This is a genomic window from Natrinema sp. LN54 (assembly GCF_052439245.1).
In the GTDB taxonomy this organism is placed as follows: Archaea; Halobacteriota; Halobacteria; order Halobacteriales; family Natrialbaceae; genus Natrinema; species Natrinema versiforme_A.
Map to the genome: position 1 here is coordinate 224,113 of NZ_JBQVRP010000006.1, position 25,894 is coordinate 250,006.

26 protein-coding genes are annotated in these 25,894 nt (G+C 66.9%); 16 read left to right on the plus strand and 10 right to left on the minus strand.

The window, feature by feature from the left end; genetic code table 11:
• The first annotated feature begins 91 nt into the window (after positions 1 to 91).
• Positions 92 to 817: a ribosome assembly factor SBDS gene (locus ACT4ML_RS18205; RefSeq protein WP_444722139.1), complete on the plus strand. Its 726-nt coding sequence runs from the start codon at positions 92 to 94 to the stop codon at positions 815 to 817.
• Between the two features lie 40 nt (positions 818 to 857).
• Here ACT4ML_RS18205 and ACT4ML_RS18210 read toward each other — a convergent pair whose 3' ends face one another.
• Positions 858 to 1,175 (minus strand): FUN14 domain-containing protein, encoded by a 318-nt coding sequence (locus ACT4ML_RS18210; RefSeq protein ID WP_444722140.1) that lies wholly within the window; start codon positions 1,173 to 1,175, stop codon positions 858 to 860.
• A gap of 354 nt (positions 1,176 to 1,529) precedes the next feature.
• On the opposite strand from ACT4ML_RS18210, the gene hflX reads away from it, so the two are divergent.
• Positions 1,530 to 2,831: a GTPase HflX gene (gene hflX, locus ACT4ML_RS18215; RefSeq protein ID WP_444722141.1), complete on the plus strand. Its 1,302-nt coding sequence runs from the start codon at positions 1,530 to 1,532 to the stop codon at positions 2,829 to 2,831.
• Between the two features lie 68 nt (positions 2,832 to 2,899).
• Here the strand turns inward: hflX and ACT4ML_RS18220 are convergent, their stop codons facing one another.
• On the minus strand, positions 2,900 to 3,766 hold the full coding sequence (locus ACT4ML_RS18220; protein WP_444722142.1) for a hypothetical protein: 867 nt from the start codon (positions 3,764 to 3,766) through the stop codon (positions 2,900 to 2,902).
• Positions 3,767 to 3,907: 141 nt separating this feature from the next.
• Here ACT4ML_RS18220 and ACT4ML_RS18225 point away from each other — a divergent pair, with 141 nt between their 5' ends.
• Both ACT4ML_RS18225 and ACT4ML_RS18230 read left to right on the plus strand, forming a co-directional pair.
• Positions 3,908 to 5,065, plus strand: coding sequence for a thiolase family protein (locus ACT4ML_RS18225; RefSeq protein ID WP_444722143.1), 1,158 nt, complete (start codon positions 3,908 to 3,910; stop codon positions 5,063 to 5,065).
• Positions 5,062 to 5,421, plus strand: coding sequence for a nucleic acid-binding protein (locus ACT4ML_RS18230; protein ID WP_444722144.1), 360 nt, complete (start codon positions 5,062 to 5,064; stop codon positions 5,419 to 5,421). The genes ACT4ML_RS18225 and ACT4ML_RS18230 overlap by 4 nt, the downstream gene beginning before the upstream one ends.
• 47 nt (positions 5,422 to 5,468) lie before the next feature.
• On the opposite strand, the gene ACT4ML_RS18235 is transcribed toward ACT4ML_RS18230, so the two are convergent.
• Positions 5,469 to 6,257 carry a DUF7547 family protein gene (locus tag ACT4ML_RS18235; RefSeq protein ID WP_444722145.1) on the minus strand — a complete coding sequence of 263 codons (789 nt, stop codon included), beginning with the start codon at positions 6,255 to 6,257 and terminating at the stop codon, positions 5,469 to 5,471.
• A 137-nt stretch (positions 6,258 to 6,394) separates the two neighbouring features.
• On the opposite strand from ACT4ML_RS18235, the gene ACT4ML_RS18240 reads away from it, so the two are divergent.
• The 3 genes from ACT4ML_RS18240 to ACT4ML_RS18250 all read left to right on the plus strand — a co-directional run bounded on the left by ACT4ML_RS18240 (position 6,395) and on the right by ACT4ML_RS18250 (position 9,921).
• Positions 6,395 to 7,051: a DUF7504 family protein gene (locus ACT4ML_RS18240; protein WP_444722146.1), complete on the plus strand. Its 657-nt coding sequence runs from the start codon at positions 6,395 to 6,397 to the stop codon at positions 7,049 to 7,051.
• Positions 7,052 to 7,241: 190 nt separating this feature from the next.
• Positions 7,242 to 9,101, plus strand: a complete 1,860-nt coding sequence (locus tag ACT4ML_RS18245; RefSeq protein WP_444722147.1) for an AAA family ATPase — start codon at positions 7,242 to 7,244, stop codon at positions 9,099 to 9,101.
• 67 nt (positions 9,102 to 9,168) lie between these two features.
• Positions 9,169 to 9,921, plus strand: coding sequence for a ribonuclease H-like domain-containing protein (locus ACT4ML_RS18250; RefSeq protein WP_444722148.1), 753 nt, complete (start codon positions 9,169 to 9,171; stop codon positions 9,919 to 9,921).
• A 140-nt stretch (positions 9,922 to 10,061) separates the two neighbouring features.
• On the opposite strand, the gene ACT4ML_RS18255 is transcribed toward ACT4ML_RS18250, so the two are convergent.
• Positions 10,062 to 10,343 (minus strand): HalOD1 output domain-containing protein, encoded by a 282-nt coding sequence (locus ACT4ML_RS18255; protein ID WP_444722149.1) that lies wholly within the window; start codon positions 10,341 to 10,343, stop codon positions 10,062 to 10,064.
• A gap of 246 nt (positions 10,344 to 10,589) precedes the next feature.
• Here ACT4ML_RS18255 and ACT4ML_RS18260 point away from each other — a divergent pair, with 246 nt between their 5' ends.
• From ACT4ML_RS18260 to ACT4ML_RS18270, 3 genes are all read left to right on the plus strand, one after another.
• Entirely contained in the window at positions 10,590 to 11,219 is a 630-nt protein-coding gene (locus ACT4ML_RS18260; RefSeq protein WP_444722150.1) for a hypothetical protein, read from the plus strand.
• A gap of 6 nt (positions 11,220 to 11,225) precedes the next feature.
• Entirely contained in the window at positions 11,226 to 11,474 is a 249-nt protein-coding gene (locus ACT4ML_RS18265) for a hypothetical protein (protein ID WP_444722151.1), read from the plus strand.
• A gap of 328 nt (positions 11,475 to 11,802) precedes the next feature.
• Positions 11,803 to 14,151, plus strand: coding sequence for a catalase (locus ACT4ML_RS18270; protein ID WP_444722152.1), 2,349 nt, complete (start codon positions 11,803 to 11,805; stop codon positions 14,149 to 14,151).
• Positions 14,152 to 14,179: 28 nt separating this feature from the next.
• On the opposite strand, the gene ACT4ML_RS18275 is transcribed toward ACT4ML_RS18270, so the two are convergent.
• Positions 14,180 to 15,451 carry a cation:proton antiporter gene (locus ACT4ML_RS18275; protein ID WP_444722153.1) on the minus strand — a complete coding sequence of 424 codons (1,272 nt, stop codon included), beginning with the start codon at positions 15,449 to 15,451 and terminating at the stop codon, positions 14,180 to 14,182.
• Positions 15,452 to 15,546: 95 nt separating this feature from the next.
• Here ACT4ML_RS18275 and ACT4ML_RS18280 point away from each other — a divergent pair, with 95 nt between their 5' ends.
• The gene (locus tag ACT4ML_RS18280; protein ID WP_444722154.1) at positions 15,547 to 16,146 is read left to right on the plus strand and encodes a hypothetical protein; all 600 of its coding nucleotides are present in this window, start codon (positions 15,547 to 15,549) and stop codon (positions 16,144 to 16,146) included.
• A 34-nt stretch (positions 16,147 to 16,180) separates the two neighbouring features.
• Here ACT4ML_RS18280 and ACT4ML_RS18285 read toward each other — a convergent pair whose 3' ends face one another.
• Positions 16,181 to 17,560 (minus strand): hypothetical protein, encoded by a 1,380-nt coding sequence (locus ACT4ML_RS18285; protein ID WP_444722155.1) that lies wholly within the window; start codon positions 17,558 to 17,560, stop codon positions 16,181 to 16,183.
• Between the two features lie 93 nt (positions 17,561 to 17,653).
• Here ACT4ML_RS18285 and ACT4ML_RS18290 point away from each other — a divergent pair, with 93 nt between their 5' ends.
• From ACT4ML_RS18290 to ACT4ML_RS18300, 3 genes are all read left to right on the plus strand, one after another.
• Positions 17,654 to 18,109 (plus strand): pterin cluster protein, encoded by a 456-nt coding sequence (locus ACT4ML_RS18290; protein ID WP_444722156.1) that lies wholly within the window; start codon positions 17,654 to 17,656, stop codon positions 18,107 to 18,109.
• Positions 18,110 to 18,214: 105 nt separating this feature from the next.
• Complete coding sequence (locus ACT4ML_RS18295; protein ID WP_444722157.1) at positions 18,215 to 18,520, plus strand: CGCGG family putative rSAM-modified RiPP protein; 306 nt, start codon at positions 18,215 to 18,217, stop codon at positions 18,518 to 18,520.
• A 95-nt stretch (positions 18,521 to 18,615) separates the two neighbouring features.
• On the plus strand, positions 18,616 to 18,747 hold the full coding sequence (locus ACT4ML_RS18300) for a DUF7577 domain-containing protein (protein WP_267877908.1): 132 nt from the start codon (positions 18,616 to 18,618) through the stop codon (positions 18,745 to 18,747).
• A 70-nt stretch (positions 18,748 to 18,817) separates the two neighbouring features.
• Here the strand turns inward: ACT4ML_RS18300 and ACT4ML_RS18305 are convergent, their stop codons facing one another.
• Both ACT4ML_RS18305 and ACT4ML_RS18310 read right to left on the minus strand, forming a co-directional pair.
• On the minus strand, positions 18,818 to 20,035 hold the full coding sequence (locus ACT4ML_RS18305) for a TIGR04347 family pseudo-SAM/SPASM protein (protein WP_444722158.1): 1,218 nt from the start codon (positions 20,033 to 20,035) through the stop codon (positions 18,818 to 18,820).
• Entirely contained in the window at positions 20,032 to 20,400 is a 369-nt protein-coding gene (locus tag ACT4ML_RS18310; protein ID WP_444722159.1) for an Htur_1727 family rSAM-partnered candidate RiPP, read from the minus strand. The genes ACT4ML_RS18305 and ACT4ML_RS18310 overlap by 4 nt, the downstream gene beginning before the upstream one ends.
• A 147-nt stretch (positions 20,401 to 20,547) precedes the next feature.
• Here ACT4ML_RS18310 and ACT4ML_RS18315 point away from each other — a divergent pair, with 147 nt between their 5' ends.
• Positions 20,548 to 21,693, plus strand: a complete 1,146-nt coding sequence (locus ACT4ML_RS18315; RefSeq protein ID WP_444722160.1) for a TIGR04053 family radical SAM/SPASM domain-containing protein — start codon at positions 20,548 to 20,550, stop codon at positions 21,691 to 21,693.
• A gap of 438 nt (positions 21,694 to 22,131) precedes the next feature.
• Here ACT4ML_RS18315 and ACT4ML_RS18320 read toward each other — a convergent pair whose 3' ends face one another.
• On the minus strand, positions 22,132 to 23,967 hold the full coding sequence (locus ACT4ML_RS18320) for an acetyl-CoA carboxylase biotin carboxylase subunit (RefSeq protein WP_444722161.1): 1,836 nt from the start codon (positions 23,965 to 23,967) through the stop codon (positions 22,132 to 22,134).
• A gap of 258 nt (positions 23,968 to 24,225) precedes the next feature.
• Between ACT4ML_RS18320 and ACT4ML_RS18325 the strand changes: the two genes are divergently transcribed.
• Positions 24,226 to 25,386 carry an SPFH domain-containing protein gene (locus ACT4ML_RS18325; protein WP_444722162.1) on the plus strand — a complete coding sequence of 387 codons (1,161 nt, stop codon included), beginning with the start codon at positions 24,226 to 24,228 and terminating at the stop codon, positions 25,384 to 25,386.
• Positions 25,387 to 25,524: 138 nt separating this feature from the next.
• Here ACT4ML_RS18325 and ACT4ML_RS18330 read toward each other — a convergent pair whose 3' ends face one another.
• Positions 25,525 to 25,893 (minus strand): hypothetical protein, encoded by a 369-nt coding sequence (locus ACT4ML_RS18330; RefSeq protein WP_444722163.1) that lies wholly within the window; start codon positions 25,891 to 25,893, stop codon positions 25,525 to 25,527.
• Between the last annotated feature and the right edge of the window lies 1 nt (position 25,894).

Consider the following 25,894-nt stretch of genomic DNA (forward strand, 5'->3'; position numbering starts at 1 on the left):
GTGAGTCTCCCGTCTGCAAGCCCCGACCAGCGACCGGCTCGCCTGATCAAATCGGGAAACACTCTTTTCATTGGCGGCGGAACCGTCAGGTATGATTTCGCTTGACGAGGCAGTGACGGCGCGACTCGAGTCACACGGGGCGCGCTTCGAAGTGTTAGTCGATCCCGACGCGGCACTCGAGATCAAACGCGACGAGTTCGAGGGCGACCTCGAGGACGTAATCGCCGCCGAGGACGTCTTCGAGGACGCCTCCCGGGGCGACCGGCCCGCGGAGGCCGACCTCGAGAAGGTCTTCGATACCACGGAGCCGCTCGAGATCATTCCCGAGGTGATCAAGCAGGGAGAGATCCAGATCACGGCCGATCAGCGCCGCGAGATGCAAGAACAGAAGCGCAAGCAGTTGATCGACACGATCACGCGCAACGCGGTCAACCCGCAGATGGACAACGCGCCCCATCCGCCGGAACGGATCGAGAACGCCCTGGAGGAGGCCGGGTTCACCGTCGATCCGATGGAACCGGTCCAAGAGCAGGTCGACGACGCGCTCGACGCATTGCGGCCGATCATCCCGATCCGGTTCGAGGAGGTCACCGTCGCCGTCAACGTCCCCGCCGACCACGCGGGCAGCGCGCAGGCGAAGATCCGCCAGTTCGGCGATTTAGAGCGCGAGGAGTGGCAGAACGACGGCTCGTGGATCGGCGTCCTCACGTTCCCGGCCGGGCTCCAGAACGACTTCTACGACACGGTCAACGAACACACCAGCGGCGAGGCGGAGACGGAAATCGTCAAAGACAAAGACGACCTGCGAACGCGATAAGCCTCGAGTCGATCAGCGCACTCGAGACGCCAATTGCCGGCTATCCGCGATGAAATCCGATCAGGAAGCCGCTGGTAAAGCCCGCGCCGATCGACAGCGTCGAGACCATCGACTGGAGCCAGTGGATGTCCGCCGCGCCTTGTGCCCGCTCTTGGGTCTTCAAAATTCCGGCCGAGAGCCGGTTCCAGTCGACGATGACGATCCCCTGTGACTCGAGGTAGCGAAAGGCCATCAGTTGGACGCCGACGATAATCGCCAGCAACTTTGCGATCTTCTTCGTAGCGAACCCGATGAGACCGCCGACGACCGCGCCGCCCCCGAACTCGAGGCCGAGGGTCGTCGGATCGAGATCTATCATTACCCGGTCCCATTCGAGTCGGTTCCTATGACTGTTGTGGTCGAATGCACGGCCGGGTATATCGGCCACTCGCCGGTCGATCGGCGCCGCTCGAGCGTGCGAGCGGCCGAGCGAGCGAATCGCGAGAGGGAATCGGGCGCGGGATTCAAGACGGTTCGTCGCGTACGGACGAGCATGAGTCACGTCCGTCCAACGGAGGTGTGCGACCGGCATCGTTAGCGTCTCCGGGTTCACGCGGCGGTGTCCGCAACGCCGACACGGCCGGCGCGTGCGCGCGACGAATCGCAGGCTCGACGAGCGACGGCGCTCGAGCGAGCACGACCGACCACGCCCGGCAGCGAGACAGCTACCTGTATGAACACGATCATCGTCAAGCGCGTCGATTCCGGCACCGCCGATACGAGCGAGATTCGCGATCTGGCCCGCGCGGCGGGATACACCGTCGTCGGCGAGGTCACGCAGTCCAGACGGGCCGATCCGGCCCTCCAGATCGGCGAGGGGAAAGCCGAGGAACTGGCCGACCTCGCCGCGGCAACCGACGCCACGACCGTCATCTTTGACAACCGTCTCGGCCCCTACCAGACGTACAACCTCGGACAGCTCCTGCCGGAGGGCGTCGAGGTCATCGATCGATTCACGCTGATCCTCGAGATCTTCGGGCAGCGCGCCCAGACGCGCAAGGCCCAGCTCCAGGTCGAGTTGGCCGAACTCCGCTACGAACTCCCCCGAGCCGAGGCGAAGACGAGCCTCGCCAAACGGGAGGAACATCCCGGCTTCATGGGGCTGGGCGAGTACGACGAGAGCCGCGAGCGGGACATCAAAGACCAGATCAGCCGGATCAAAGACGAACTCGAGCGGATCGAGCAGACCGAACAGCACCGGCGGGAGCGCCGCCGGGATTCCGGCTTCGATCTGGTCGCGCTCGCCGGCTACACGAACGCCGGCAAATCGACGCTGCTGCGCCAGCTCGCGACCGACCTCGAGGTCGAGGAAAACGACGGACTCCATCAGGATCTGGATCCGACGGCCGAGTCACAGGACAAACTGTTCACGACGCTGGGGACGACGACCCGGCGCGCGGCGATCGACCGCCGGGACGTGCTGGTGACCGACACCGTCGGCTTTATCAGCGATCTCCCCCACTGGCTGGTCGAGTCGTTCAAGTCGACGCTCGACTCGGTCTACCGGGCGGATCTGGTCTTGCTGGTCGTCGACGTGAGCGAGCCCGTCGACGAGATCCACGAGAAGCTGGTCACCTCCCACGACACCCTCTACGAGCGCAACGAGGCCCCGATCGTGACCGTGCTGAACAAGATCGATCAGGTGAGCGACGAGGAACTCGCGGAGAAACGCGACGCGCTCTCGTCGCTCGCACCGAACCCCATCACCGTCAGCGCCAAAGAGGGACTCAACGTCGACGGCCTGCTCGAGCGGATCGATCAGGAACTGCCCGACTGGGAGGAAGAGCGGCTGCTGTTGCCGATGACCGACGACACGATGAGCGTGATCTCGTGGATTCACGACAACGCACACGTCGACGACGTCACCTACGGCGACGAGGACGTTACCGTCTCCTTCGAGGCCCGACCCGCGGTGATCTCGCAGGCGCGCTCCCGTGCGAGCGAGTTGCGGACGGCCGCGGCGGAATCGGCGTAACCAGCGGCCTTCCGCGCTGCGTCGCTGACCCGGTGCTGGCTCCTACTCTGTGTCCCATCGCGCTCGAGCTACGCGTCGATCGCTTCGACCGTGAATTCGTACTCGAGGCGGTCGGCGACCTCCCGAAGCGCCCCGGCGAACTCGGCGGTCGTTTCGCGATCGGGGAGGGACACTCGACTCGGCGGCTCGGTCGAGCCCCGACCGACGACGGTTCTGTACGCACGCCGCGTCCACGAATCCGTCGCGGGCGAGTCCCAGCGCAACAGCAGTTCCGACCGTTCCGGGACCAGAGAGACGGCGCGGAGCCGGTCCAGATCGAACGTCTGCCACCGGTCTCCGTCGGTACTTCGGCGAATCGATCGCGCGGTCACGGCGTACCGATACTCCGTCGTCTCCCACGTTCCCAGCCCGTCGAACGGGACCACGCCCGCCCCGGGGATCGACTCGAGCGAAGCGGTCACGTCGTCGAGGAAGCCGTCGACCGCGTTCGCGTTGAGTTCCCGAATGTGATCGTGGTGGGGAACCGACCGATACAGCCACGCGTCGTCGGTGACGACGGCGAATTCGGCGATTCCGAACACGCGAGCGAGCCACGCGTCCGTGTCCTCTCGGTCGACCGAGAGACACGCCCGCACGGCGTCGCGGTCGGCCGGGAGGGTCGCTCGGTACTCCGGTTCGCCGCTTGCCAGCACTCGGTCCGATTCCCGGACTCGGTGCAGGCGATCACAGGCCTTCGTCCGCGCCGGATCCGCCGCGTCGAGAAAGGAGCGATCGAGACAGCAGTGGACGGCATCGCCACTGTCCATTGCGATTTCGACGATCCGATTTTCGACGGCCAGCGGATCCGGTCGATCGCTCCCGGCCGCTGCCGACGGCGATCGAACGACGAGCCGATGGGTCGGATCGATGCGGTCGAACGGGGCAGCGAACGTCATCGTATCGCGTCTCGACCGCCACGACTGAGAGCGTTGCGACCGAGTCGAGTTCCCGTTCGGAGCGCACGGATCGGCGAAACCGAATCAGCGATCGCCGTCGCGACCCCCACTTATAAATCGTTGACTCGAGTCCGGTAAGTTATGGAACGTGTTGCAATCATCGGTGCCTCGATGACACAGTTCGGGCAACGCGAGGGGGAGTGGATCCAGGACCTCCTCGCGGAGGCCGGGATCGAGTGTCTCGAGGACGCTGATGTCGAGGCCGACGATGTCGAGCACCTGTACGTGTCGAACATGGCGAGCGGCGAGTTCGAGGGGCAGACGGGCGTTCCCAACGCCCTGGCACACGACCTCGACGCGATGCCGGCGTACACGCAACGGGTCGACCAGACGAGTTCCAGCGGCGGCGCGGGCATCTACGCCGCGTGGCAGTCGGTCGCCAGCGGGGCCAGCGACATGACCCTGCTCGTCGGCGGCGAGAAGATGACTCACAAGACGACCGGGGAGGCCACCGACGTGATCGCGTCGCTGACCCACCCCGCGGAGTACAAACACGGCGTCACGCTGCCGTCGTTCGCTGGATTGACGGCGCGACACTACTTGGAGCGGTTCGACGCACCCCGCGAGAGCCTCGGCAAGGTCGCGGTCAAGAACCACAAGAACGGCGTCGACAACCCCCACGCCCAGTTCCAGAAGGAAGTCGATCTCGAGACGGTCCTCGAGTCGCCGATCGTGGCCGATCCGCTGCGGCTGTACGACTTCTGTCCGATCACGGACGGCTCGGCGGCGCTCATGCTCTGTCCCGAGTCGGTGGCAGAGGAATACGCCGACGAGTACGCCGTCATCTCGGGCATCGACGGCGCGACGGACACCCACGTCGTCCACGAACGCGAGGACCCGACCGTGATGGGCGGCGTCGTCGAAAGTGGACGTGGGGCCTACGAGATGAGCAACACCAAACCCGAGGACATCGACGTGGCCGAACTCCACGACATGTTCACCATCCTCGAGTTCCTCCAGATGGAGGGGCTCGGCTTCGCCGAGCAGGGCGAGGCCTGGAAACTCGTCGAGGAGGGCTACACCGAGCGGGACGGCGAGTTACCGATCAACACCTCGGGCGGGCTCAAGTCGAAGGGCCATCCGCTCGGCGCCAGCGGCGTGGCACAGGGCGTCGAAATCTACGAACAACTCGTCGGCGAGGCCGGTCCCCGACAGGTCGACGCGGACGTGGGGCTGTGCTGTAACGTCGGCGGCTTCGGCAACTGCGTTATCACCACTATCATGGAGGCAGCACGATGACGATGGAAGCGACGCGCTACGACGACGGATCGATCACCTACCCCGGCCACCCGCGCGGGCCCGGCGGCGCGGAGCCGGTCGAAACGATCGACCTCAGCGAGTACACCGCCGAGGTCGTGACGTGGACGACGAGCACCGCGACGCCGCCGGGCGTCCGCGAACCCAACCACCTCGCGATCGTCGAGTTCGACGTGGAGGGCGAGTCGGTCCGCGCGATCGGGCAACTGACCACCGGCGACGTCGAGACCGGTGACGAAGTGCAGCCGGTCTACGCCGAGGAACTCCGCGAGCCCGGCGCTGGTATCAGAGAGCCCGACAGTCAGGACTGGGACGGCTACCGGTTCGAGCCGGTCTGACGGCAGGAACGAGGTCTCAGTATCGCGCCGATTCGATCGGCGCCGGCTCAGTTTTCGTCGTCGTCCTCTCCGGCCCCGTCAGCGCCGGCGTCGGTGTCGTCCGCAGCCGCGCCGTCGCCGTCGTCGTTCGTATCCGGTTCGTCGTTCCTCCCTGCGGCGCCGGGATCGGTCTCGCTCGAGCCGTCCTCCTCGTCGGCGTACTGATCCCGCAGCGTCTCGAGTTCGGCGTCGACGTCGACGGCGGAGTCGCGGCCGTCGGCGTCGTCCGCTGCCGTCTCGTCGTCGGTCAGCGGCCCGTCGTCGATATCGATCGTGACCCCGCCTTCGGGCTCGGTTCGATCGGTTCCGGTCTCGGCCGTTTGCGACTCCCGGTCGGCAGCGTCCCGGAGGCGGCTATCCACGTCGTCGCGGAGGTCGCGCGCCTCTTTGAGGAGGTCTCGAGCCGTCTCGTCGGCGGGCAACCCGCCGTCGGACGCGGCGCGCTGGAGTTCCGCCAGCACGGTATCGAGTTGGGAGAGCGTCGTCCGCCGGAGTTCGTTCGCGCGCTCGCTCGTCGCCTCGACGGCCTCGCCGGTTCGGTCGCGGGCCTCGCGTTCGGTCCGGACGACGCGCAGGCTCCGCTGGAACGCCTCGAGCGCGCGGACGCTGGTCTCGAGGACGGTCAGCGCGGCGGGCAGTGCTATCTCGTCGGTGAACCGCAGGAGTTCTCTCGGGGTCGGCGGGCGAAGGGGCGGCCGCCGTCGCGAGCGGGGCCCCTCGAGTTCGTCGCGGAGGTCGTCGATCGTCCGCGCGAGTTCGCGAACGGCGTCGACGAGTTCGTCGTCATCGTTGGCCATGCGCGAGCTACGGCCGCCGGTGTCAAAAACCGGACGATTAGACGGATCACTGAGACGACGATTTCCGATAGCGATCTCCTTTTCTAATCGAATGATGCCACAATTTTTATGATGGAATCGGTTGATCGATAGGACGAATGGAAGACGAGTGTGGGGACGCCGTGCCGGATCGGGCGACGTTCGCGCGGACTCTGAGCGCGCTCAAGCGAGAGGGGAGCAACATTCTGCTCGTCGGCGCAGCGCCGGCGGCACACGAGCGGGCCTGTCATCGGTTGCTCGGCGCGGCGAACCACGACTCCCGCTATCGGCTGATCGTCACGACCGACGGCGATCGCGTCGCGTGCGAGAACGCCGCCAGCGCTGCGACCGAACAGGTCCACACGATCGACTCGAGGGCTGTGCTCGAGACCGAGGCGGAATCGGCGGCCGAAAGCGGGGCGTCGTCGCTCGGCGCGCTCGGAATTCGAATCGTCGAGACCATCGACGAATTCGACGCCGCCGCCGGCGGGTTCGATCCGTCGGCGCTTCGCGTCTGCATCGGTTCGCTCGTTCCGCTGCTTCGGGAGTACGATGCCGAGACGGTGTTTCGCCTGCTACACGTGATGACGTCGCGGGTCGACCGTGCCCGCGGCATGGGACACTATCACGTCCCGCTCGCGTCGGACCACGACGCCGTCGCGCTCTTCGAACCGCTGTTCGATGCGGTCGTGACGGTGCGGTCCCGGCGCGGGACCGACGAACAGCGGTGGCGCCTCCGAGAAACGGAGACCACCACCGACTGGCTCGAGCTGTAGAGCGAGCCAGTCGCGGGCCGATATCAAATAATATATCGGACACGTATTCGATCGTGTATCTCCGTCGGCGAGAGCGGCCGCGAGTAGAACGGCGCGTTCGTCCGTCTCCGGCCGTCTCACTCCAGCATTATCCGTGTTACGGCATAAGGTCTATATATCGAACGACCTATCGGTTCAAAGAGTAGCATACATGGTCGAAGCTAGTACTGAGCTTCTCGGTGGAGCCGCCGTTACCGTTTTCCTCGCGCTCTTGTTCTTCGGCGTCGTCGTCCTCTGGGACGTGGCCCTCGCTCTGCGGAGCGTCGGCGACAAGATCGACAAACTCGAGGACAATATCGACGACGATCTGACGGATATCGCCCATAGCTTAGATGGAATGTCGAACGGGCCCGGCGGCGGTGGCGGGACGCAACTCCACCTGAGCGGCGGGACGATCAGTTCCGGTCCGGGCGCGAATCAGCCCCAGCAGGCACAGCAGGCCCAACAGGGGGGACAGCAACAGGCGATGGGGCCACAACAGGCCGATGCCCGTCGACAGGATGCGCCAAACGCCGGGCCACAGCCTGCGTCCCATCCCCAGTATCAACAGCGGTCGGAAGCGGGCCGGCGGGAACCCGAATCGGACGCGGAGCCGGCCGCGGCCGACCCGGCGGAAGCGGACGAGGATATCGACGAAACCGGTGACGAGAGCGCCCAGTCGGCCGACGGCGAGCACGACGAGCCGGAGGGCGAGTGGCCAGACGAAGAGCCGGCGGCCGAGGCGTCCGACGCCGAGGACGAACCGCTCGAGCACCCACACGCCGAACGCAATCGCGGCCGGTTCATCACCTCGCCCGATCGAACGGCGTGGTACGCCACGCCGCTGGACCGCGAGGCGATCGACGCGGCCCGCCCGACGATCGCCGGCGCGCTCCCGGACGGCTCGGAATCGGAACCCGACGACTCGGCGGTGATCGCCGCGGGTCCGGGCGACGAGAGCGAAGCGGCTGCGAGCGACGAGGACGACGCCGTGGCGACGCCGATGCCGGGCGCGGCGACGACGCCAACTGACGAGGATTCCGACGAGAGCGAGGACGCCGGTGACGGCGACGACGCGCCCGCAGACTCGGCTGCCGACGACCCGGTGGCCGACGCGGAAGCCGAGTCCGCAGTCGAATCCTCCGACGAAGTGGACGCCTCGGACGACGCTGACTCGCTCGAGGAAGCCGACGGAAGCGACGGCGAAGACGCCGACGGACCCGAGTCCGACGGAAGCGACGCCGAGGTCGAGAACGAGGACGAAACCGACGCCGACACCGGTCTCGAGGGAGACGAGTCGGCAGACACGACCGCCGACGAAATCCCGCAATCGCCCGAGGAGATCGACGTGCTGTCGTTCGACGACGGAACGGAGGACGAATCCGATTCCCGATCGGCCGCCCCCGCCGAGGACGGGGCCGATGGCGAGGACGAGAACGAGACCGGTGGTGAGGACGGCTCCGGTGACGAGGACGCGCACGCAGACGTTCCCGACCTCGTCGATGACTCGAGCGAAACTGAACTTGCGGCCGCCGAGTCCGACGCCCAGACGGCCGAGGACGAACCCGGACCCGATACCGTCGACGGCGAATCCGAGGCTGACGACGCCGAGGACCCGCCCGTGGACGCGCTCTCCGGGTTCGAGTTCGACGATGAGGAGTTCGAACCAGAGGAGGAAGACGTGACCGTCGAGGAGGCCGTCGATACGATGAACGAGGACGCGCCGGCACCGGAACTCTCGAGCCACCGGTTCGACGTCACGGCCGAGGAGACCGACGACGGAAGCGCGGTACTGACCTTCGAGTTCGACGCCGAGACGGTCGATATCACCGGGTCGACGGAACGGCTGCTCCAGTATCAGATGCGGAGCTTCGCTGATCAGGCGTCGACGCCGGACGGCGACGTGACTATCGGTCGGAACCGGATCGTCATCGAGATTCCCGACTCGGACGGGGCCGCGATTCAGCAGTGGGGCGAAGCCGCCGTCAGCATCATCGATCGAACGCTGTATCTCTCCGACAACAGCAACTGACGGCTGCCGTCCGCCGACACCGCTTGCGATCCAAGCGTTTTTACCCGCTCCGTGCCCCCCAACAGGTGTGCGAATCGAGAACAGTTTCATTCCCGTTCACGGGGTCGGAGAAGCCACCGAACGACGCCTGTGGGAGAACGGTATCACCCACTGGGACGAGTTCGACGGCAGCGTCGTCGGCGCGACGCTTTCCGACCGCATCGAGACGTTTATCGACGAGGGCCGGACCCACTTGGACCGGGGGGACGTGTCCGTCTTCGCGGAGGCGCTGCCGGCCGCGAGCCGCTGGCGGTGTTACGAGAACGTCCGCGACGACACGTGTTTCCTGGACATCGAGACGACCGGACTCGACGCCGCCTGTAACGACGTGACGACCGTGAGCCTCCACCGCGGCGGTGAGACGAAGACCTTCGTCAAAGGACGCGACCTCACGAGCGAGCGCCTCGAGCGAGAACTCGACGACGCGGCGCTGCTCGCCACGTTCAACGGCCAGCGGTTCGACGTTCCCTTCCTCGAGACGTGTTTCGATGTCGACGTCGACGTTCCCCACGTGGATCTGATGTACCCCTGTAAGAAGCTCGGCCTCGACGGCGGACTGAAGGCGATCGAACGCGATCTCGGCATCGACCGGGACATGCCGGACATCAGCGGTCGCGACGCCGTCCGCCTCTGGCACGAGTACGAAGCCGGCGACGAGAGTTCACTCGAGACGCTCATCGAGTACAACCGCGCGGACACCCGGAACATGGAGCCGCTGATGGAGATCGTCACGGACCGGCTCCACGAGAACGTGTTCGAAGCGGCGACGGCCGGCGACTGAGCGCGGTTTTTCTCGGCGAGACCGATAGCGTTCCACCATCTCTCCGGCGTCGATCCGCACGGAGATGACTCTCGCGACGAGATCACAACGGCCGTTTCACTCCGCGATAGCTGATTTGGCGACCACGGTACCGACGCGGGTTACTCGAGCGGAGAAACGTCGACGTCGCCGTCGCTCGTGACGACGACGTGATAGCCACAGAACGGGAATTCGACGCGGCCGGTCGGCCGATTTCGGCCGTTCTCGCGGGTCGCAAAGAGCGCGTCGAGCGCCTCCGGATTGATGACATCGTACAGAGCGTCGTATTCTGGGGGTTCGAGTTCCACGGGGTCGATTCCTTCCCGTTCGGCGACGGCAGCGATAACGTCGAAACTGATAGACTGCTCGGCTGAGGCTTCCGACCGATCGACTGAGAGTAGCATTGGCCGGACTCTTTCCTCGATCCGATATAAATCCTCTGGCCCTCCCCCGACGGTGGTGGCCACTTCTGGACGTGATCGGATATACATGATCATCGTCGTATTATTTTGGCACTAATTATACACTGATTCTATGTCAGTCACGATTTCTAAAACGGTTCAGGGGGCGATAGCTATCGTACAAGCACCGGTTGTAGCCGCCTGTCCGGGCAGTCGTGGCGGTTCGGATCGGCCATCAAACCGCGTCACATGTTCGGGGAGAGCTACTGGACGATCGGGAGCGTAGTCCGCGATACAATGAATCCCTTCTCGAGCGGGCGATCGGCGGACGCCGACGGCGAGGGTAGCTTCGACGAACCGGACGCGTTCGTCCCGGACCACCTGCCGGACCCGGGGCCGTTCCTCGAGGACCACGACGTGCTCGAGGGCGAGGCACACGTCGCTTTCCACGACATCGCGCGGGACCTGTTCGAAGAACGGGGCGTCTACGACGCGACGTTCGGCTACAATCTGGCGCGGCTCAACCTCGACCGGCGTCACCCCGAGGCGGGCTACCGATACGCGGTCGACGCCGACGACCCGACCGTGCTCCGGGCGGAGTTCAGCCCCACGACGGAATTCTGCCCGCAGGCGGACGCACTCGTCAAGGGCTCGTTCCGCGCGTGGAACGGGCTGAGCGACAGCCACGAGTACGACCTCGTGCGCGTTCGCGTCCGGCCGTCCCACCACCAGTCCGAGTCGCTCAACGAGACCCTCGAGTCCCTCGAATCGCAGTACCGCGAGTCCGGCGAGGTCCCGAGCGAGTCGGTCGGCGGCAGACCGGGGAGCGGAGCGCGGGGACGAGAGGAAGACGACACGACCGTCCAGTCGCCGTTCTGATCGGCGATGGCCACGGGGTCCGGAAACGCGACCGCCACCGTCACGCGCTGGTCGCGCGCGTTCGTCGCGGTCGGCATCGGCGATCGAACCGCGCGGTGGTCGGTCACGGCGTTACTGGGAGGGCTGGGCCTCGAGGTCAGCGGGTCGTTGGGATCCGTCTCGCCGCTCGTCGGGGCGGGCCGCTGGCTGTCCGTCCTCGGCGCGGCGCTGTACGCTGCCGTCCTGTGGACGATCGTTCTCGAGCGGGTGGGCTGACCGCGGTTCGGCCCAACTCGGGTTCGCGACGGGTCGGCTCGAGCAGCGTTCGAACGATCGTTACCGGACTTCGGGCCCGTTTCCGGCTTCCGATCTGCGACCGACGCCTTGCAAGTGACCGCCCGACGCTTACACCGCTCATTCTGGATGGTGGAGTACGCCGGTCGGGAACAGCATCGATGGCCGCGAGACGCGAACGCCGAACCGAGCGGGCGACGGGGAAGTCGAATCCGTCCGCGACCCTGTTTGGACACCGTCGGCCATCAGTGACGGTATCGATGCGGACCGATCGGTCGAACGCGCAGCGAACGACCCCCCATTTCGAACCATGCCAGTCGACGATTCAAACCCCGACGAACGAGACGACCAGCAGCAACGGGCGACCGACGGCGGATCGGACGAGCCCGACGCGATCGACGACCAATCAGACGACGAAGCGACGAGTGACGACGCGGAGCGGCGGGAGATGGCCGACGGCGGCGCCGACGAGTCGCAGTCCGCTTCGGAGTCGAGCCGAGCGGGCACGAGCGACGCCCACGAGGGCGAGACGGACGAGAACAGCAAGCAAGAGCAACTCGAGGAGGTCCGCGAGAACTCCGAGGGCGAAGAGCTGACGAGCGACCACGGCGTCAAGGTCAGCGACACGGACAACTCCCTGAAGGCCGGCGAGCGCGGGCCGACGATCATGGAGGACTTCCACTTCCGGGAGAAGATGACCCAGTTCGACCACGAGTCGATCCCGGAACGGGTCGTCCACGCTCGCGGCAGCGGCGCCCACGGCTACTTCCAGCCCTACGAGGACCCGGACCTCGGCGAGTACGACGACATCTCCGAGCTAACCAAGGCCGCGGTGCTGACCGATCCCGACCAGAAGACGCCCGTCTTCACCCGGTTCTCGACGGTCGTCGGCTCGAGGGGCTCCGCCGACACGGTTCGGGACGTCCGCGGGTTCGCGACCAAGTTCTACACCACGGAGGGCAACTGGGACCTCGTCGGGAACAACATCCCGGTCTTCTTCATCCAGGACGCGATGGAATTCCCCGACCTGGTCCACTCGATCAAGCCCGAACCCGACGACGGGATGCCACAGGCCTCGGCGGCCCACGATACCTTCTGGGATTTCGCCTCCCTCAAGCCGGAGATCACCCACATGATCATGTGGGTGCTATCGGGACGAGCCCTGCCTCGCGCCTACCGCATGATGCAGGGCTTCGGCGTCCACACCTTCCGACTGGTCAACGACGAGGGCGACGCGCGGTTCGTCAAGTTCCACTGGACGCCGGCGCTCGACACCAGCCAACTCGTCTGGGACGAGACCCAGAAGATCGCCGGCAAGAACCCCGACTTCAACCGGATGGACCTCTACGACGTCATCGAGGCGGGCCACGAACTCGAGTGGGAGCTGGGCGTCCAGATCTTCGACGAGGAGGAGGCCGCCGAGTTCGACTTCGACGTCCTCGACCCGACCAAGATCGTTCCCGAGAGCGAGGTGCCGGTGCGCCCGATCGGGAAGATGGTCCTCAACGAGACGCCGGACAACTTCTTCGCGGAGGTCGAACAGGTCGCGTTCCACCCGGGCAACGTCGTACCCGGAATCGACTTCTCGAACGATCCGCTCCTGCAGGGACGGCTCTTCTCCTACCAGGACACCCAGCTCAACCGCTTCGGCAGCGCCAACTGGGACGAGATCCCGATCAACCGCCCCGTCACCGAACGACACAACAACCAGCGGGCCGGCTTCATGCGCCAGGAGATCAACGAGGGCAAGGCCTCCTACAAGCCCAACTCGATCGGCGACGACGATCCCCGGGAGGTCCCCGAGGGTGAGGGCGGGTACGAACACCACGCCGAGAAGATCGACGGGAAGAAGATACGCAACCGGTCGGAGAGCTTCCAGACCCACTTCGATCAGGCCCGGCTGTTCTGGAACAGCATGACCGAACCCGAGAAGGAGAACATCATCGACGCTGCCCACTTCGAACTCGGGAAGGTCGATCGCATGGAGATCCGCGAGCGGATGGTCTACGACCTGTTCAACAACGTCGACCACGAGTTCGCCAAGCGGGTCGCGGAAGGCATCGGCGTCGAACCGCCCGAGGAGCCCGGCGACGAGATGCCGACGCACGACCGCGAGGACTCCCGCCTGAGCATCGAGGAACGCCGCGACGCCGACTCCATCGAGACCCGTAAGATCGCCGTCCTCGTCGACGACGGCTACGACGGTGAGGCCCTCGAGACGATCCGATCGACGCTGGAAGACGAGGGCGCCCGCGTGAAGGTCGTCTCGAAGATTCTCGGCGACAAGACGTCCGAGAACGGCGACACGGTCGAGGCCGACAAGAGCCACGTGACGACCGAATCAGTGCTGTTCGACGCCCTCTTCGTCCCCGGGGGCGAGGACAGCGTCGACGCGCTCCTCGAGCAGGGCGATGCCAAGCACTTCGTCGCGGAGACGTTCAAACACAAGAAACCGATCGCCGCCCTCGGCGAGGGGACCGACCTGCTCGAGACGGTCGAGCTACCGGACGTGGAGATCGCCGACGACGGCGAAACGGTCTCATCGGACGGCGTGGTGACGGGACAGGACGACGACCTCGAGGCGTTCGCCGAGGCGTTCGTCGACGCGATCGCCGAGCACCGTCACTGGGAGCGGAGTCCGAAGGAAGTCCCCGCATAGCCGTCGTTCGGCGAGTCCGACGTTTGACTCACTTGCGGGCTTCGGCCCGTTTCTCGAGCCAGCGGACCGCCGGCGTCGCGGTGATGCCGTGGACGATGATCGAGATGAGGACGACCGCCCCGACGGTGGCCCACAGGAGGTCCGCGTCGGGGAACGCGCCCTCGTTCAGTCCGTGTGCGAGGTAGTAGAACGAGCCGATCCCGCGCACGCCGAAGAAGGCGATCGTCGCCCGTTCGGCGGGGTCGCGGTCGAACCCGAGAAACCCGATCAGCCCCGCGAGCGGTCGCACGAGGAACACGATTGCGACCGCCGCCGCGATCGCCTCGAGCGTGAGCGGCTCGAGGAGGCCGCCGACGATCGCCCCGCCGAAAAAGAGCATGATCAGCGCCATCATCACCTGTTCGGCGAACTCGCTGACTTCGTGGAGCGACCGGTTGTAGTCGTGGGATCGCTCGTAGTGGCGGACCATCAGTGCGGCGACGAAGACCGCGATGAAGCCGTAGCCGCCGACGAGTTCGGTCGCACCGTAGACGAGCAGAGTGCCGGCGATCGCCTCGAGTCCCTGAACCGACTCCGCGACGGGGGTGTCGGGCTCCGTCGCGAAGACGGCACGAGCGGTCAGATAGCCGAGGACGACGCCGACGATCACGCCGACGACGATCCGGTAGCCGACGTCGACGAGGAGCCACTCGCCGAGCCAGTTGCCGGGCGCGATCCCGACGAGGGCGATCGCGATCGCCAGATTCGTAAACGGGAACGCGAGCCCGTCGTTCAGTCCCGCCTCGGAGGTGAGCGCGAACCGGACCTCGTCTTCCTTTCCGGCCGCGTCCTCGAGGGCTTCCTCTTCGCTGCCCATTCCCGGGCCGCCGACCTGGACCTCCGACGCCAGCACGGGATCCGTCGGGGCGATACACGCGCCGAGTAGGACCGCGGTCGGAATCACGAGCCCGGTCCACCAGCCGAGCAGCGCCGCGCCGGCGATCGACAGCGGCATCGTGATCGCGAGCAGCCGCCACGTCGACGCCCACGCGCGCAGTCCCGGCAGGCGGTCGATCTTCAGTCCGACGCCCATCAGGGCGATGATGACCCCGAGTTCCGCGAGGTGTTCCGTCGTCGTCCCCTGCTCGAGCGGGTCGGGCGCGGGGAGGCCGATCGGGAGTCCGAAGACGAGCATCCCGAAGGCGACGAAGAAGATCGGCAGCGAGATCGCTCGATCGGAGACGAATCGGGGGAGCACGGCGACGCCGAACAGTCCGATACCGAGCACGACCAGACCGACGTTGTACAGCTCGAGGGCCATCTGGGGCACTCCACCCTACGACAAATCGGCCCTTCATCCCGGTGCCGGCGTTTGCAGAACGAATCCATTTGCGCCGGGAGGGCGAGACTGTATGCATGACTCGGAACGCGGACGACGGACGCGAGCGGTCGACGCGGCGGCGGTTCCTACAGGCCGGGTCCGTCGCCGCAGCCGTCGGACTCGCCGGCTGCATCGAGGAAATGGGAACTGAGTTCCCCCAGAACACGGAGTGGCCGGTCTCGGAGTACGTCCCCGACCTCCCCGTCGAGGAGCGAAGCACGATCCTCGAGGACCGGATCCCGGAACTCGCGGCCGCCGATATCGCCGATCCCGAGGGCCTCGCGTCGACGCTCGAGGAGTACGAGATGACCGTCGAGTCGGTCGAACGCGACCGGGACGTGCTCACGCTCGAGTACGTCAACACGGATCGCTCCGACGAGGGGAACGTCCACGACGTCGCCCTGATCGCGGGCGGCTACGCGGCGCTGCTCGACGCCGGCTACGACGCCGTCGCGCTGGGGGCGACGATCCTCGACGACGCGCCCGCGTCGTACGGCTCGGCGACGGTCGAGACCACCCATGCGGCGGAGTACAACGCGGGCGAACTGACGGCCGCCGAGTACGGCGAACTGGTCGTCTCGACGATCGAATCCCAGCGGTACGAGCCGGAGGTCGACGTGTCGCCCGAGGAGTAGAATCGGCCGTTCTGTGCTGATCGGCCGCTCTCGGTCACTGATCGGGCGACACGTCCACATCGGGCTCGCCCCCTGTTGTAGCGCGGTCGTCACCCGACTCGAGCGCGCTCGCGAGAACGCCCGCGATCCCGTCGGGACCGTGGCGGTGGATCGTCAGCAGCATGTTCGCGACGAACAGGCCCACGCCGAGCGTCGCGAGGACGCTGCTCGCGGTGACTGCAGCGGCCGGGAACCCGACCAGCGGTGCCGCCGAGAGGCCGCCGAAACCGACGAGCGTGGTCCAGAAGTCCGCTCGCTCGAGGCGGTCGTCGTAGAGGTCGTCGATCATCGGGACCTGCTCGAAGCCGAGCCGGTCGCTGTAGCGCTCGATCCAGATGATGAAGGGGACGATGTGGTAGAGCGAGCCGATGACGACGAAGCCGAAGACCCCGAAGAGCAGGAGTCGCCGCGCGTCGGGGTGGCCGAACAGCGACACGTAGGCGGTCGGCTCGGCCCACCACGTCGGCGCGGCGAGGGCGATCCACGCGGTGAGCGCCGCCACGACGACCCAGTAGCGGGCGAGCATGGGCGACCGCTCGACCGTCGCACCGGCCAGCAGTCGGCCGATCACGATCACGAACGCGGCGAGTCCGACGAGGAACGCGACCGCGCCGACGCGAGCCAGCGCCTCGAGTGCGAGCCCGCGTCCCAGCACGAGCGCGACGATCCCGGCGGGGACACACAGCTGCTCGAGGGTCAGCAGGCGCTCGCTGTACCGGTCGGGTTCGGCTTGGGTAAACATCTTCGCGAGCTGGAAGAGCGCGCCGACGACCGTCGCGAGGAGGGCCCCGAACAGCGCCAGCGTCGCGTGGGAGAGGTGGACCTCGAACCGGGTGATAGAGAGCGAATCGAACACGGGCGTCGTGAAGTCGACCGCCAGCAGGGCGCCCAGCGGTGCGACGAGGCCGAACGACGCGAGCGCGACCGCGAAGTGTCGCTCCGTGAAATCGAACGGGCGCGCACGGGCGAGGGTTCGCCCGACGTTGTAGACGAACAGCCAGATTCCCGCGAGCAAGAGCGCGCCGCCGAGCGGCAGCCACTCGAGGGAACCCGCGAGCAGCGCCGCGGCGAAGGCGGCCAGTCCGACGGTGACGAGCCACAACTGGGCGACCGCCAGCCGTTTCGAGTGGATCGTCACGCCGGACCAGACCGGGACGAACTGCGTCATCGCGCCCATGATCGTCACGGCGATCCAGCCCACGAGCAACGCGTGGAGGTGCGCCAGACTCGAGCGTCCGGGAAGCGTTCCGACGGCTATCGCCGTTCCGCCGCCGACCCCGACGACGAGGAATCCCAGCGCGAGCACGAAGTGGCGTAGCGGGATCGCCATCGGGGGCTGCTGGTCGGTCCGCAACCCGCCCGGTATTCCGTTCATGTCTCGCGGTTCGGTCCGCACGGCCGTGCCGTTCGTCCCGAACACGTTCGGAACGGAGGGTTTGCCGGCTCGTCACGTACCGTCGTCCGAATCATGGACCCTAATCGAGCCGCGACCGCCGCCGAGGAGCGAGCGGGCGGAACCACCGCCGATAGACCGTCGGCCCCGGTCACCGACCGAGACGCCGCCACGACGACCGTCACCGTGCGCTGTACCGGCCACGTCCGCGACGCCGTCGGCGCGCACGAACTCGAGTTCACCTTCGAGGGCGACCGACTCCGGGACTTCCTCGAGTCGTTCTTCGACGAGTACGACCTCGAGGAGATGCTCATCGCCGAGACCGAGGCGGACGCGACCCACAGCGGGTGGGCACCGGTGCCCGACGACCTGCCCGGCACGTGGCGCAAGAACCCGGAGGGCGAACAGACGCGGCCGTACGCGCGGGTCTGCATCAACGGGCGGTTCAACGAACACCTCGGCGGATTCGAGGCGGAGTTGGTCGACGGCGACCGCGTCGCGCTGATCTATCCGTTCATGTTCTGTTGCTGAGGGCAACGACGGCGAGGGCAGTCGCCGAGGCCGGCGGTCGACCTCGGCGGACTCCCGAACACGTTCGTCTCAGCCCTTACGCCCGTTCGGGACCGAGTGACGACTATGACCGAAGACGTCTCCGGCGTCGAACCCGTGACGCGCAACGAACACGAGGCGTCGTGGTCGGCGAACCTCGAGGGGCCCGAACACGCCGCGGACCGGGACCTGATCGTCGAGGAGGCCAAAGACGCCGTCGACGCGACGACCGCCGGCTCCCACGTCAACCTCGTCACTCACGGCGACCACGGCCGCCCCGAGACGTACCTCTGGGACGAACTCGAGGCCGCGTTCGACGGGGTTCGACTCGAGTACGTCGACCGGTGTGGCTGTGGCGGACACGTCACCCGCGTCCACGTCGGCGACGAGTGATCGGCTCGGCGATCGCGGCGAAATCGGGGGACGGCCCGCATTTCCTTGCAATCGTCAGCCGGAGCGATATCTGATCCCGCTCGCTACAGTCGGTGATGAGCACCCGAGCGAACGCGACCGACGAACCCGTCACCTGCCGGATCTGTGGCACCGAAAACGAACACCTCTACACCTACTGCCGGCACTGTCTCGGGCAGCTTCCCGCGAGACCCGATTCCCGGCGCTGAGTTACTCGCAGTCGCTCGAGTGAAGAACAGTGCAAATTTTCTTGAAACCAAGCAGCGGGTGCGAGAGCGCTCAGTCCGCGGCACCGCCGGCGACCGGTCCCGAACCCTCGTCGCGTACCTCGTCGTCGCTGAGGTAACACTGCGGATCGGGGGCGAAGAGGTCGCCCGTCGTGGCGAGCGCCCGCAGCCGCGACGCGCCGCGACAGATCGACTGATACTGACAGTCCGCACACTTCCCTTTCAGGCGCTCCTCGCGGTTCCGAAGCGCCTCGAGCAGCGGGTTCGACTCATCGCTCCAGATCTCGCCGAACGGGCGGTCGCGGACGTTGCCCAGACTGTACCCCTGCCAGAACTGCGTCGGGTGGACGTTGCCCTGATAGTCCACGTCGGCGATCCGCTCGCCCGTCGGGTCGCCGCCGTTTCGCTCGAGGTGGTCGTAGACCGCTCGGGCCTTCGCCTCGCCGAAGTTCTCGCGGGCGTACTCCACGAGGAAGGCCGCGTCGGCGTAGTTGCCCACCAGCAGCGTCTCGATCTCCTCGCCGCGGTCGTGGTACTCGAGCGTGAGATCGGCCACCTGCTCGATCGCCTCGCGCTTCGCTCGGGGCGAGAGGTCGGCGTTGACGATCTCGGCCCCGCGGCCGCCGTAATCGAGGTGGTAGAAACAGAACCGGTCGAGGCCCTTGTCGACCAGCAACTCGACGACCCCCGTCAGGTCCGGCGCGTTCGCCTCGGTGATCGTGTACCGCAGCCCGGTCTTGAGCCCGGCCTCGAGACAGTTTTCGATACCGCGAACGGCGGCGTCAAACGCGCCGTCTTCGCCCCGGAACCGGTCGTTTCGCTCGGGGAGGCCGTCGACCGAGATGCCGGCGTACTGCAGCCCGGCGTCCCGGAGCGCCGCGGCTTTCTCGGGGGTGAGCAGAGTGCCGTTCGAGGAGAGGACGGGGCGGAGCCCGCGGTCCGCGGCGTAGGAGACGAGTTCGACCAGATCGTCGCGCACGAGCGGTTCGCCGCCCGAAAAGAGGATGACGGGTGCGCCGAAGTCCGCGAGCTGGTCGAGGAACGATTTCGCCTCGGCCGTCGTGAACTCGCCGGTCGCGGGGTCGGTCTCGGCTCCGGCGTAGCAGTGCGAGCAGTAGAGGTTACACCGGCGGGTCGCGTTCCAGACGACGACCGGTCGTCGCTGTTTCTCCTCGGTGATCTGGGGCTTGTCCGACTCGTCGGCCGCGTCGTAGCGCAGGCCGTCGCCCTCGGCGTCGAGATCGCAGAGCAGTTTGCTGATCGAGATCACAGGCTGTTCACCTCCGAGGCACCCGCAGTCTCCTTGTAGACGCGCGGTTCCTCGCTCTCGTCGTCCTTGTCGCCCCCGTCATCGTCGTCTCCACTGGCCTCGTCGGGCCGGTCCGCGGCGTCGTCCGCGAGGCCGCGCGTCGAGTACCGTTCGACTTCCTCGGCCGGACAGAGCCAGACGTCGGCGGCGTACCAGCCGAACAGCCGGGACGCGTGTTCGTGCGCTTCGGTCCCGCTGGCGGCGGCGACGCTGCCGACGTGGCGCATCGGGTCGCCCGCCTCCTCTCGGACGAAGACCTCCCACTGCCGAGTCGGGTTCCCTCGTTCGTCGCTCTCGACCGCCGACCGGCGTGCTTTCTCGACCATATCGAGACCTTCGGGACGAGACCGAAGGTCGTTGTGCGACCTCCCAGTGCGCGGGAACACCGGCCCGAACCGGCGAACATCTTCCCGTCTTCCCGAGCCGCGGGAACGAGAGGGGCGCTTTCGGTCGCCCGAGACCCAGCCCCCGGTATGCGCCCCGGCAATCTCGATACGTCCGAGCGACCGTTCGTCCTCATCTGGGAGCTCACGCAGGCCTGCGGGCTCGCCTGCGATCACTGCCGCGCCGACGCGAAACCCCAGCGCCACCCCGACGAACTCTCGACGGCCGAAGGGAAGGAACTGCTCGAGGGAGCCGCCGAGTTCGGCGACGGCCAACTGGTCGTGCTCTCGGGGGGCGACCCGCTCGTCCGCGACGACGTCGCGGAGCTGATCGCCCACGGCGACGACCTCGGACTGCGGATGACGATCACGCCGAGCGGAACCGGCTCGCTGACCGCCGATCGGATCCGAGAGATGGCCGACGCGGGGCTCAAACGGATGGCGGTGAGCCTCGACGGGGCCTCGCCGGAGACTCACGACGCCTTCCGCGGCGAGGACGGCAGCTTCGAGGAGACGATCCGCGCCGTTGAGGACGCCCGCGCGGCCGGCGTCCCCGTACAGGTAAACACCACCGTCTGCCGCCAGACGGTCTCCGAACTCCCCGAAATTCGCGACCTGCTGACCGAGATCGGAGCGGTCATGTGGAGCGTCTTCTTCCTCGTCCCGATCGGGCGCGGGCGGGTCCTCGAGCCGATCGAACCCGAGCGGGCCGACGCCGTGATGGAGTGGCTGGCCGAGGTCAGCGACGAGGAACCGTTCGGCGTCAAGACGACCGAGGCACCCCAGTATCGGCGGGTCGCGATGCAGCGCCAGCAAGGGCAAGCGAGCGACGAGGCGGAGGGGGATGGCAGCGACGGGACGCCGAATCCCGGTATCAAACGCCGAACCGGCATCGTCGCGGGCGACGGCTTCGCGTTCGTCAGCCACACGGGAGAGGTGTTCCCCTCCGGGTTCCTGCCGGAGTCGGCCGGCAACGTCCGCGACCGGCCGGTCACCGAACTCTATCGGGACTCCGACCTGTTCCGGTCGCTCCGGGACCGCGATCAGCTCTCGGGCAAGTGCGGTGCCTGTCCGTATCGCAACGTCTGTGGCGGCAGTCGCTCCCGGGCGTTCGCCCACACCGGTGACCCGCTGGCGAGCGATCCGCTCTGCCCGTTCGTCCCCGAGGAGTACGACGGGCCGTTACCGTGGGACGACGCCGACGGCGGGGATCGCAGCGTCTCGAGCGGGGACTGAATACCGTCTCGAGCTTTCTCGTCCGAACCCGCTGAGTGTCACGACTCGAGCGATCCTCGATCGGGACTGACGGCTCTCGCTCTCGGAGACGGCAATACGAGAAAACGACTCGAGCGGCGTCCGAGATCGCGTGGCCGATCGAACGGCCGGAACGTCCACGCGGGGGCGCAAGTCCCGCGATCGCACGGTCTCGAGCGCCGCCGACGATAGCGCGGTGGAGCCGCCGCATCGAGACGCCGGTTGTCCAGACCGGGCGTCGAGCGCACGCGCCGCCATGGCAGGGATGTATGGATGGTGGTCGCGCAGGCAACCGCTTCCGTCGACCGCTCGCAGGGCGGACCGGTGGCGCGTGCGGTTACGAAACGAGCGGGAACCGCCTTCGACGTTCTCCCGAAGACGTTCGCCGACGGTTGCGTCGATGTCGTCTCGCGGCGACCGTTACTCGAGGACGACCAGCGTGTCGCCCATGTCGACGCTCTGGTCCTCCTCGACGGCGATCTGAGTGACGGTGCCGCCCTTCGAGGCCACGATGTCGTTTTCCATCTTCATGGCCTCGAGGACGACCAGCACGTCGCCGGCCGCGACATCGTCACCCTCGTCGACTTTGACGTCGAGGATCGTCCCCTGCATCTCGGCGTCGACGGTCTCGCCCTCGCCCTCGAGTTCGGACCCGCCGCCGCTTTCCCCGCCCGCCGGCTCCGGTCGGCTGGCCTGTGCGCCGCCGGCGTCGACGTCGCCGGTCGGGATCGCGGGCGCGCCGCGTTCCTCGAGTTCGACCTCGAAGCGCTTGCCGTTGACCTCGACGGTGAACTCGCGTTCGACGGACTCCTCGTCGTCGCTCGCACCGCCGTCGCCGGTGTCGCCGCCCCACTGGTCTTGGGCCTCCTCGATGCGACTCTCGTCGAGTTCTTCGTCGAGGTACTTCGTCGTGTGTGTGCTCTGAACGAACTCCTCGTCGGTGAGCATCAGCCGGTGGAACGGGATGATCGTCGGGATGCCCGCGATCTCGTACTCCCGCAGCGCGCGCAGCGAGCGCTCGATACACTCGTCGCGGTCCTCGCCCCAGACCACGAGTTTGGCGATCATCGAGTCGTAGTCGGTGACGAGTTCGTCGCCCTGCCGCAGAGCGTCATCGAGTCGAACGCCGACGCCGCCCGGCGGGTCGTACGTCTCGAGGGTCCCGCCGGTCGCGGGCGCGAAGTCGTTAGCCGCGTTCTCGGCGTTGATCCGGAACTCCATCGCGTGGCCGTCGATGTCGACGTCATCCTGTGCGAAGTCGATCTCCTCGCCCGCGGCGACCTTGATCTGGCGCTTGACGATGTCAATCCCGGTGATCTCCTCGGTGACCGTGTGCTCGACCTGAATGCGGGTGTTGACCTCGAGGAAGTAGAAGTTCGCGTCGGGGCCGAGCGGGCCGTCGCGACCGGGTTCCTCCTCGACGAGGAACTCGACCGTGCCGGCGTTGGTGTAGTCGGCCGCGGCGACGCCGCGGCGGGCGGCCTCGCCGATCTTCTCGCGGAGTTCGTCCGTCAGCGCCGCCGATGGTCCTTCCTCGATGACCTTCTGGTGGCGTCGCTGGAGCGAGCAGTCGCGTTCGCCGAGGTGGCGCACGTTCCCGTGCTGGTCGGCGACGATCTGGACCTCGATATGGCGGGGCTTCTCGAGGTAGCGCTCGAGGTAGACCGAGTCGTTGTCGAAGTAGGCCTCGCCCTCGCGCTGGGCGCTCTCGAGTTGGTCCTCGACCTCGCTTTCGTCCCAGACGACCTTCATCCCGCGGCCGCCGCCGCCGCCCTCGGCCTTGATGGCGATCGGGTAGCCGTGTTTCTCGCCGAACTCTTTGACCTCTTCGGGGTCGGTGACGGGGTCGGTCGTCCCGGGGACGATCGGCACGTCGGCCTCGTTCATGATCGTACGAGCCTTGGTCTTCTCGCCGAGGGACTCCATCGCGTCGCTGGACGGGCCGATCCACGTGATCCCCTCGACCTCCTCGACCTTGCCCGCGAACTCGGCGTTCTCCGCGAGGAAGCCGTAGCCGGGGTGGATGGCGTCGGCGTCGGCCTTCCGCGCGGCCTCGATGACGGCCTCGTGATCGAGATAGGAGTCGGCCGCGCGGGCCGGCCCCACGTTGTACGCTTCGTCGGCGTAGCGCACGTGTCCCGAGTCCGAATCGGCCTCGGAGTAGACGGCGACGGTCCCGATGTTCAACTCTTCGCACGCCCGCATGACGCGGACGGCGATTTCCCCGCGGTTCGCCACGAGAACCTTCCTGAACATTCCTGTGGGAACAGTCGTCAGGGGCCCACCTTACTTTTTCGCAACGGGTTCGGCGAACCGACAGTCCTCGGCGACTGCCAAATGCGGCCGACAGCGGTCGCTTTCGGACAGATCGTCCCTAGTACGGGACGATGCGACGCCAGTTCGGGACCCGACGCGACTCGAGGCAGATTCCATCCGTGGCACTGAACCGCAAGTGACTTCATCACATAGTATGCATGGCCAACAGTTATTCGGCTCGAGTCCATGGCATAGACGATGTACGAACTGGCCCCCGGCCCGTTGCAGACGCAATCGGTGCTCGAGGACCCCCTGTTGCTCATCGGCGGAGCCGTGCTCGTCCTCGCGGTGATCACGGTCTGGCAGATGGTCGAAATCGTCGATGCCTACGACAGGGCGGCACTGACCGTCTTCGGGGAGTACCGCGAACTCCTCGAGCCGGGGTTGAACATCGTGCCGCCGTTCGTCTCCCGGATCTACACGTTCGACATGCGGACCCAGACGATCGACGTGCCGAGTCAGGAGGCGATCACGCGGGACAACTCGCCGGTGACCGCCGACGCCGTCGTCTACATCCGAGTCATGAACGCCAAACGGGCGTTCCTCGAGGTCGACGACTACCAGCGGGCGGTCTCGAATCTGGCCCAGACGACCCTGCGAGCCGTGATCGGCGACATGGAACTCGACGACACCCTCTCCCGCCGGGAGATGATCAACGAGCGCATCCGCCAGGAACTCGACGAACCCACCGACGAGTGGGGCATTCGCGTCGAGTCCGTCGAGGTCCGCGAGGTCACCCCCTCCCAAGGCGTCAAGGGAGCGATGGAGGAACAGACCTCCGCGGAGCGCCGCCGACGGGCGATGATCCTCGAGGCACAGGGCGAACGCCGCAGCGCCGTCGAGAAGGCCGAAGGTGACAAGCAGTCGAACATCATCCGCGCCCAGGGTGAAAAGCAGAGCCAGATCCTCGAGTCACAGGGCGATGCGATCTCGACCGTGCTGCGCGCCCGCTCGGCCGAATCGATGGGCGAACGTGCGGTCATCGACAAGGGGATGGAGACGCTGGGTGAGATCGGGCAAGGCGAGTCGACGACCTTCGTCATGCCCCAGGAACTCACCTCGTTGGTCGGCCGCTACGGCAAGCACCTCTCGGGCAGCGACGTGGAAGGCAACGGTGCCGACCTCGAGAGCCTCGAGTTCGACGAGGAGACCCGCGAGCTGATCGGGTTAGACGACATCGCCGACATCATCGGCGAAATCGACGAGCAAGCGGAGATGGACGTCGAGGCGATGGAACAGGAAGCGCAAGCGATCAAGGAGGGCGATGACATGGGTTCGGACGTGGGTCCGGACCCCGACGAGCCGATCACCATGTCCGACACCGACGACGAGCCCGAACTCGGCTCCGACTCGGAGTAACGTCGCCCGCCGCGAGCGGCTGGCGGCTCGCGGTCGACGGCCGATCGCAGTCACGGGCCGGAAAGATCGTCACGGCCACATCGCCGACGCTTCTCTCGAGAACTCGATCTCGCGAATCGAAAACAGCGTTGCCGGCGCTCAGAACCGGTCCGTCCGTCCCGCGGCCGACCACGGATTGGTCGGCGCGTCTCGAGGCACGCGGACGGTCCGGTGTTGCTGTGTCCGGACCTTGCCGGCGAACGCCCAGCGCTTGTCGTCCCACGTCTCCTCGCCGTCGGCCGCCGCTGCGGCGGCCGCAAGCGCCTGATCGTGGAGGTGTGCGCCGATAGCGGCCGCGATGGCCGCGGCCTCCTCGTCGTCCGCGTCGTCGGGCAACTCGAGGTCGACATCCGTCGGCAGCGCCGCCTCGAGACCGGTCGACCCGCCGTCGTCGCCGTTCGAACCGTCGGCACCGGCGCTCGCAGGTCGCTCGCCGTCGTCGGTCGTCGGCTGTTGCTGGGAGGTCATC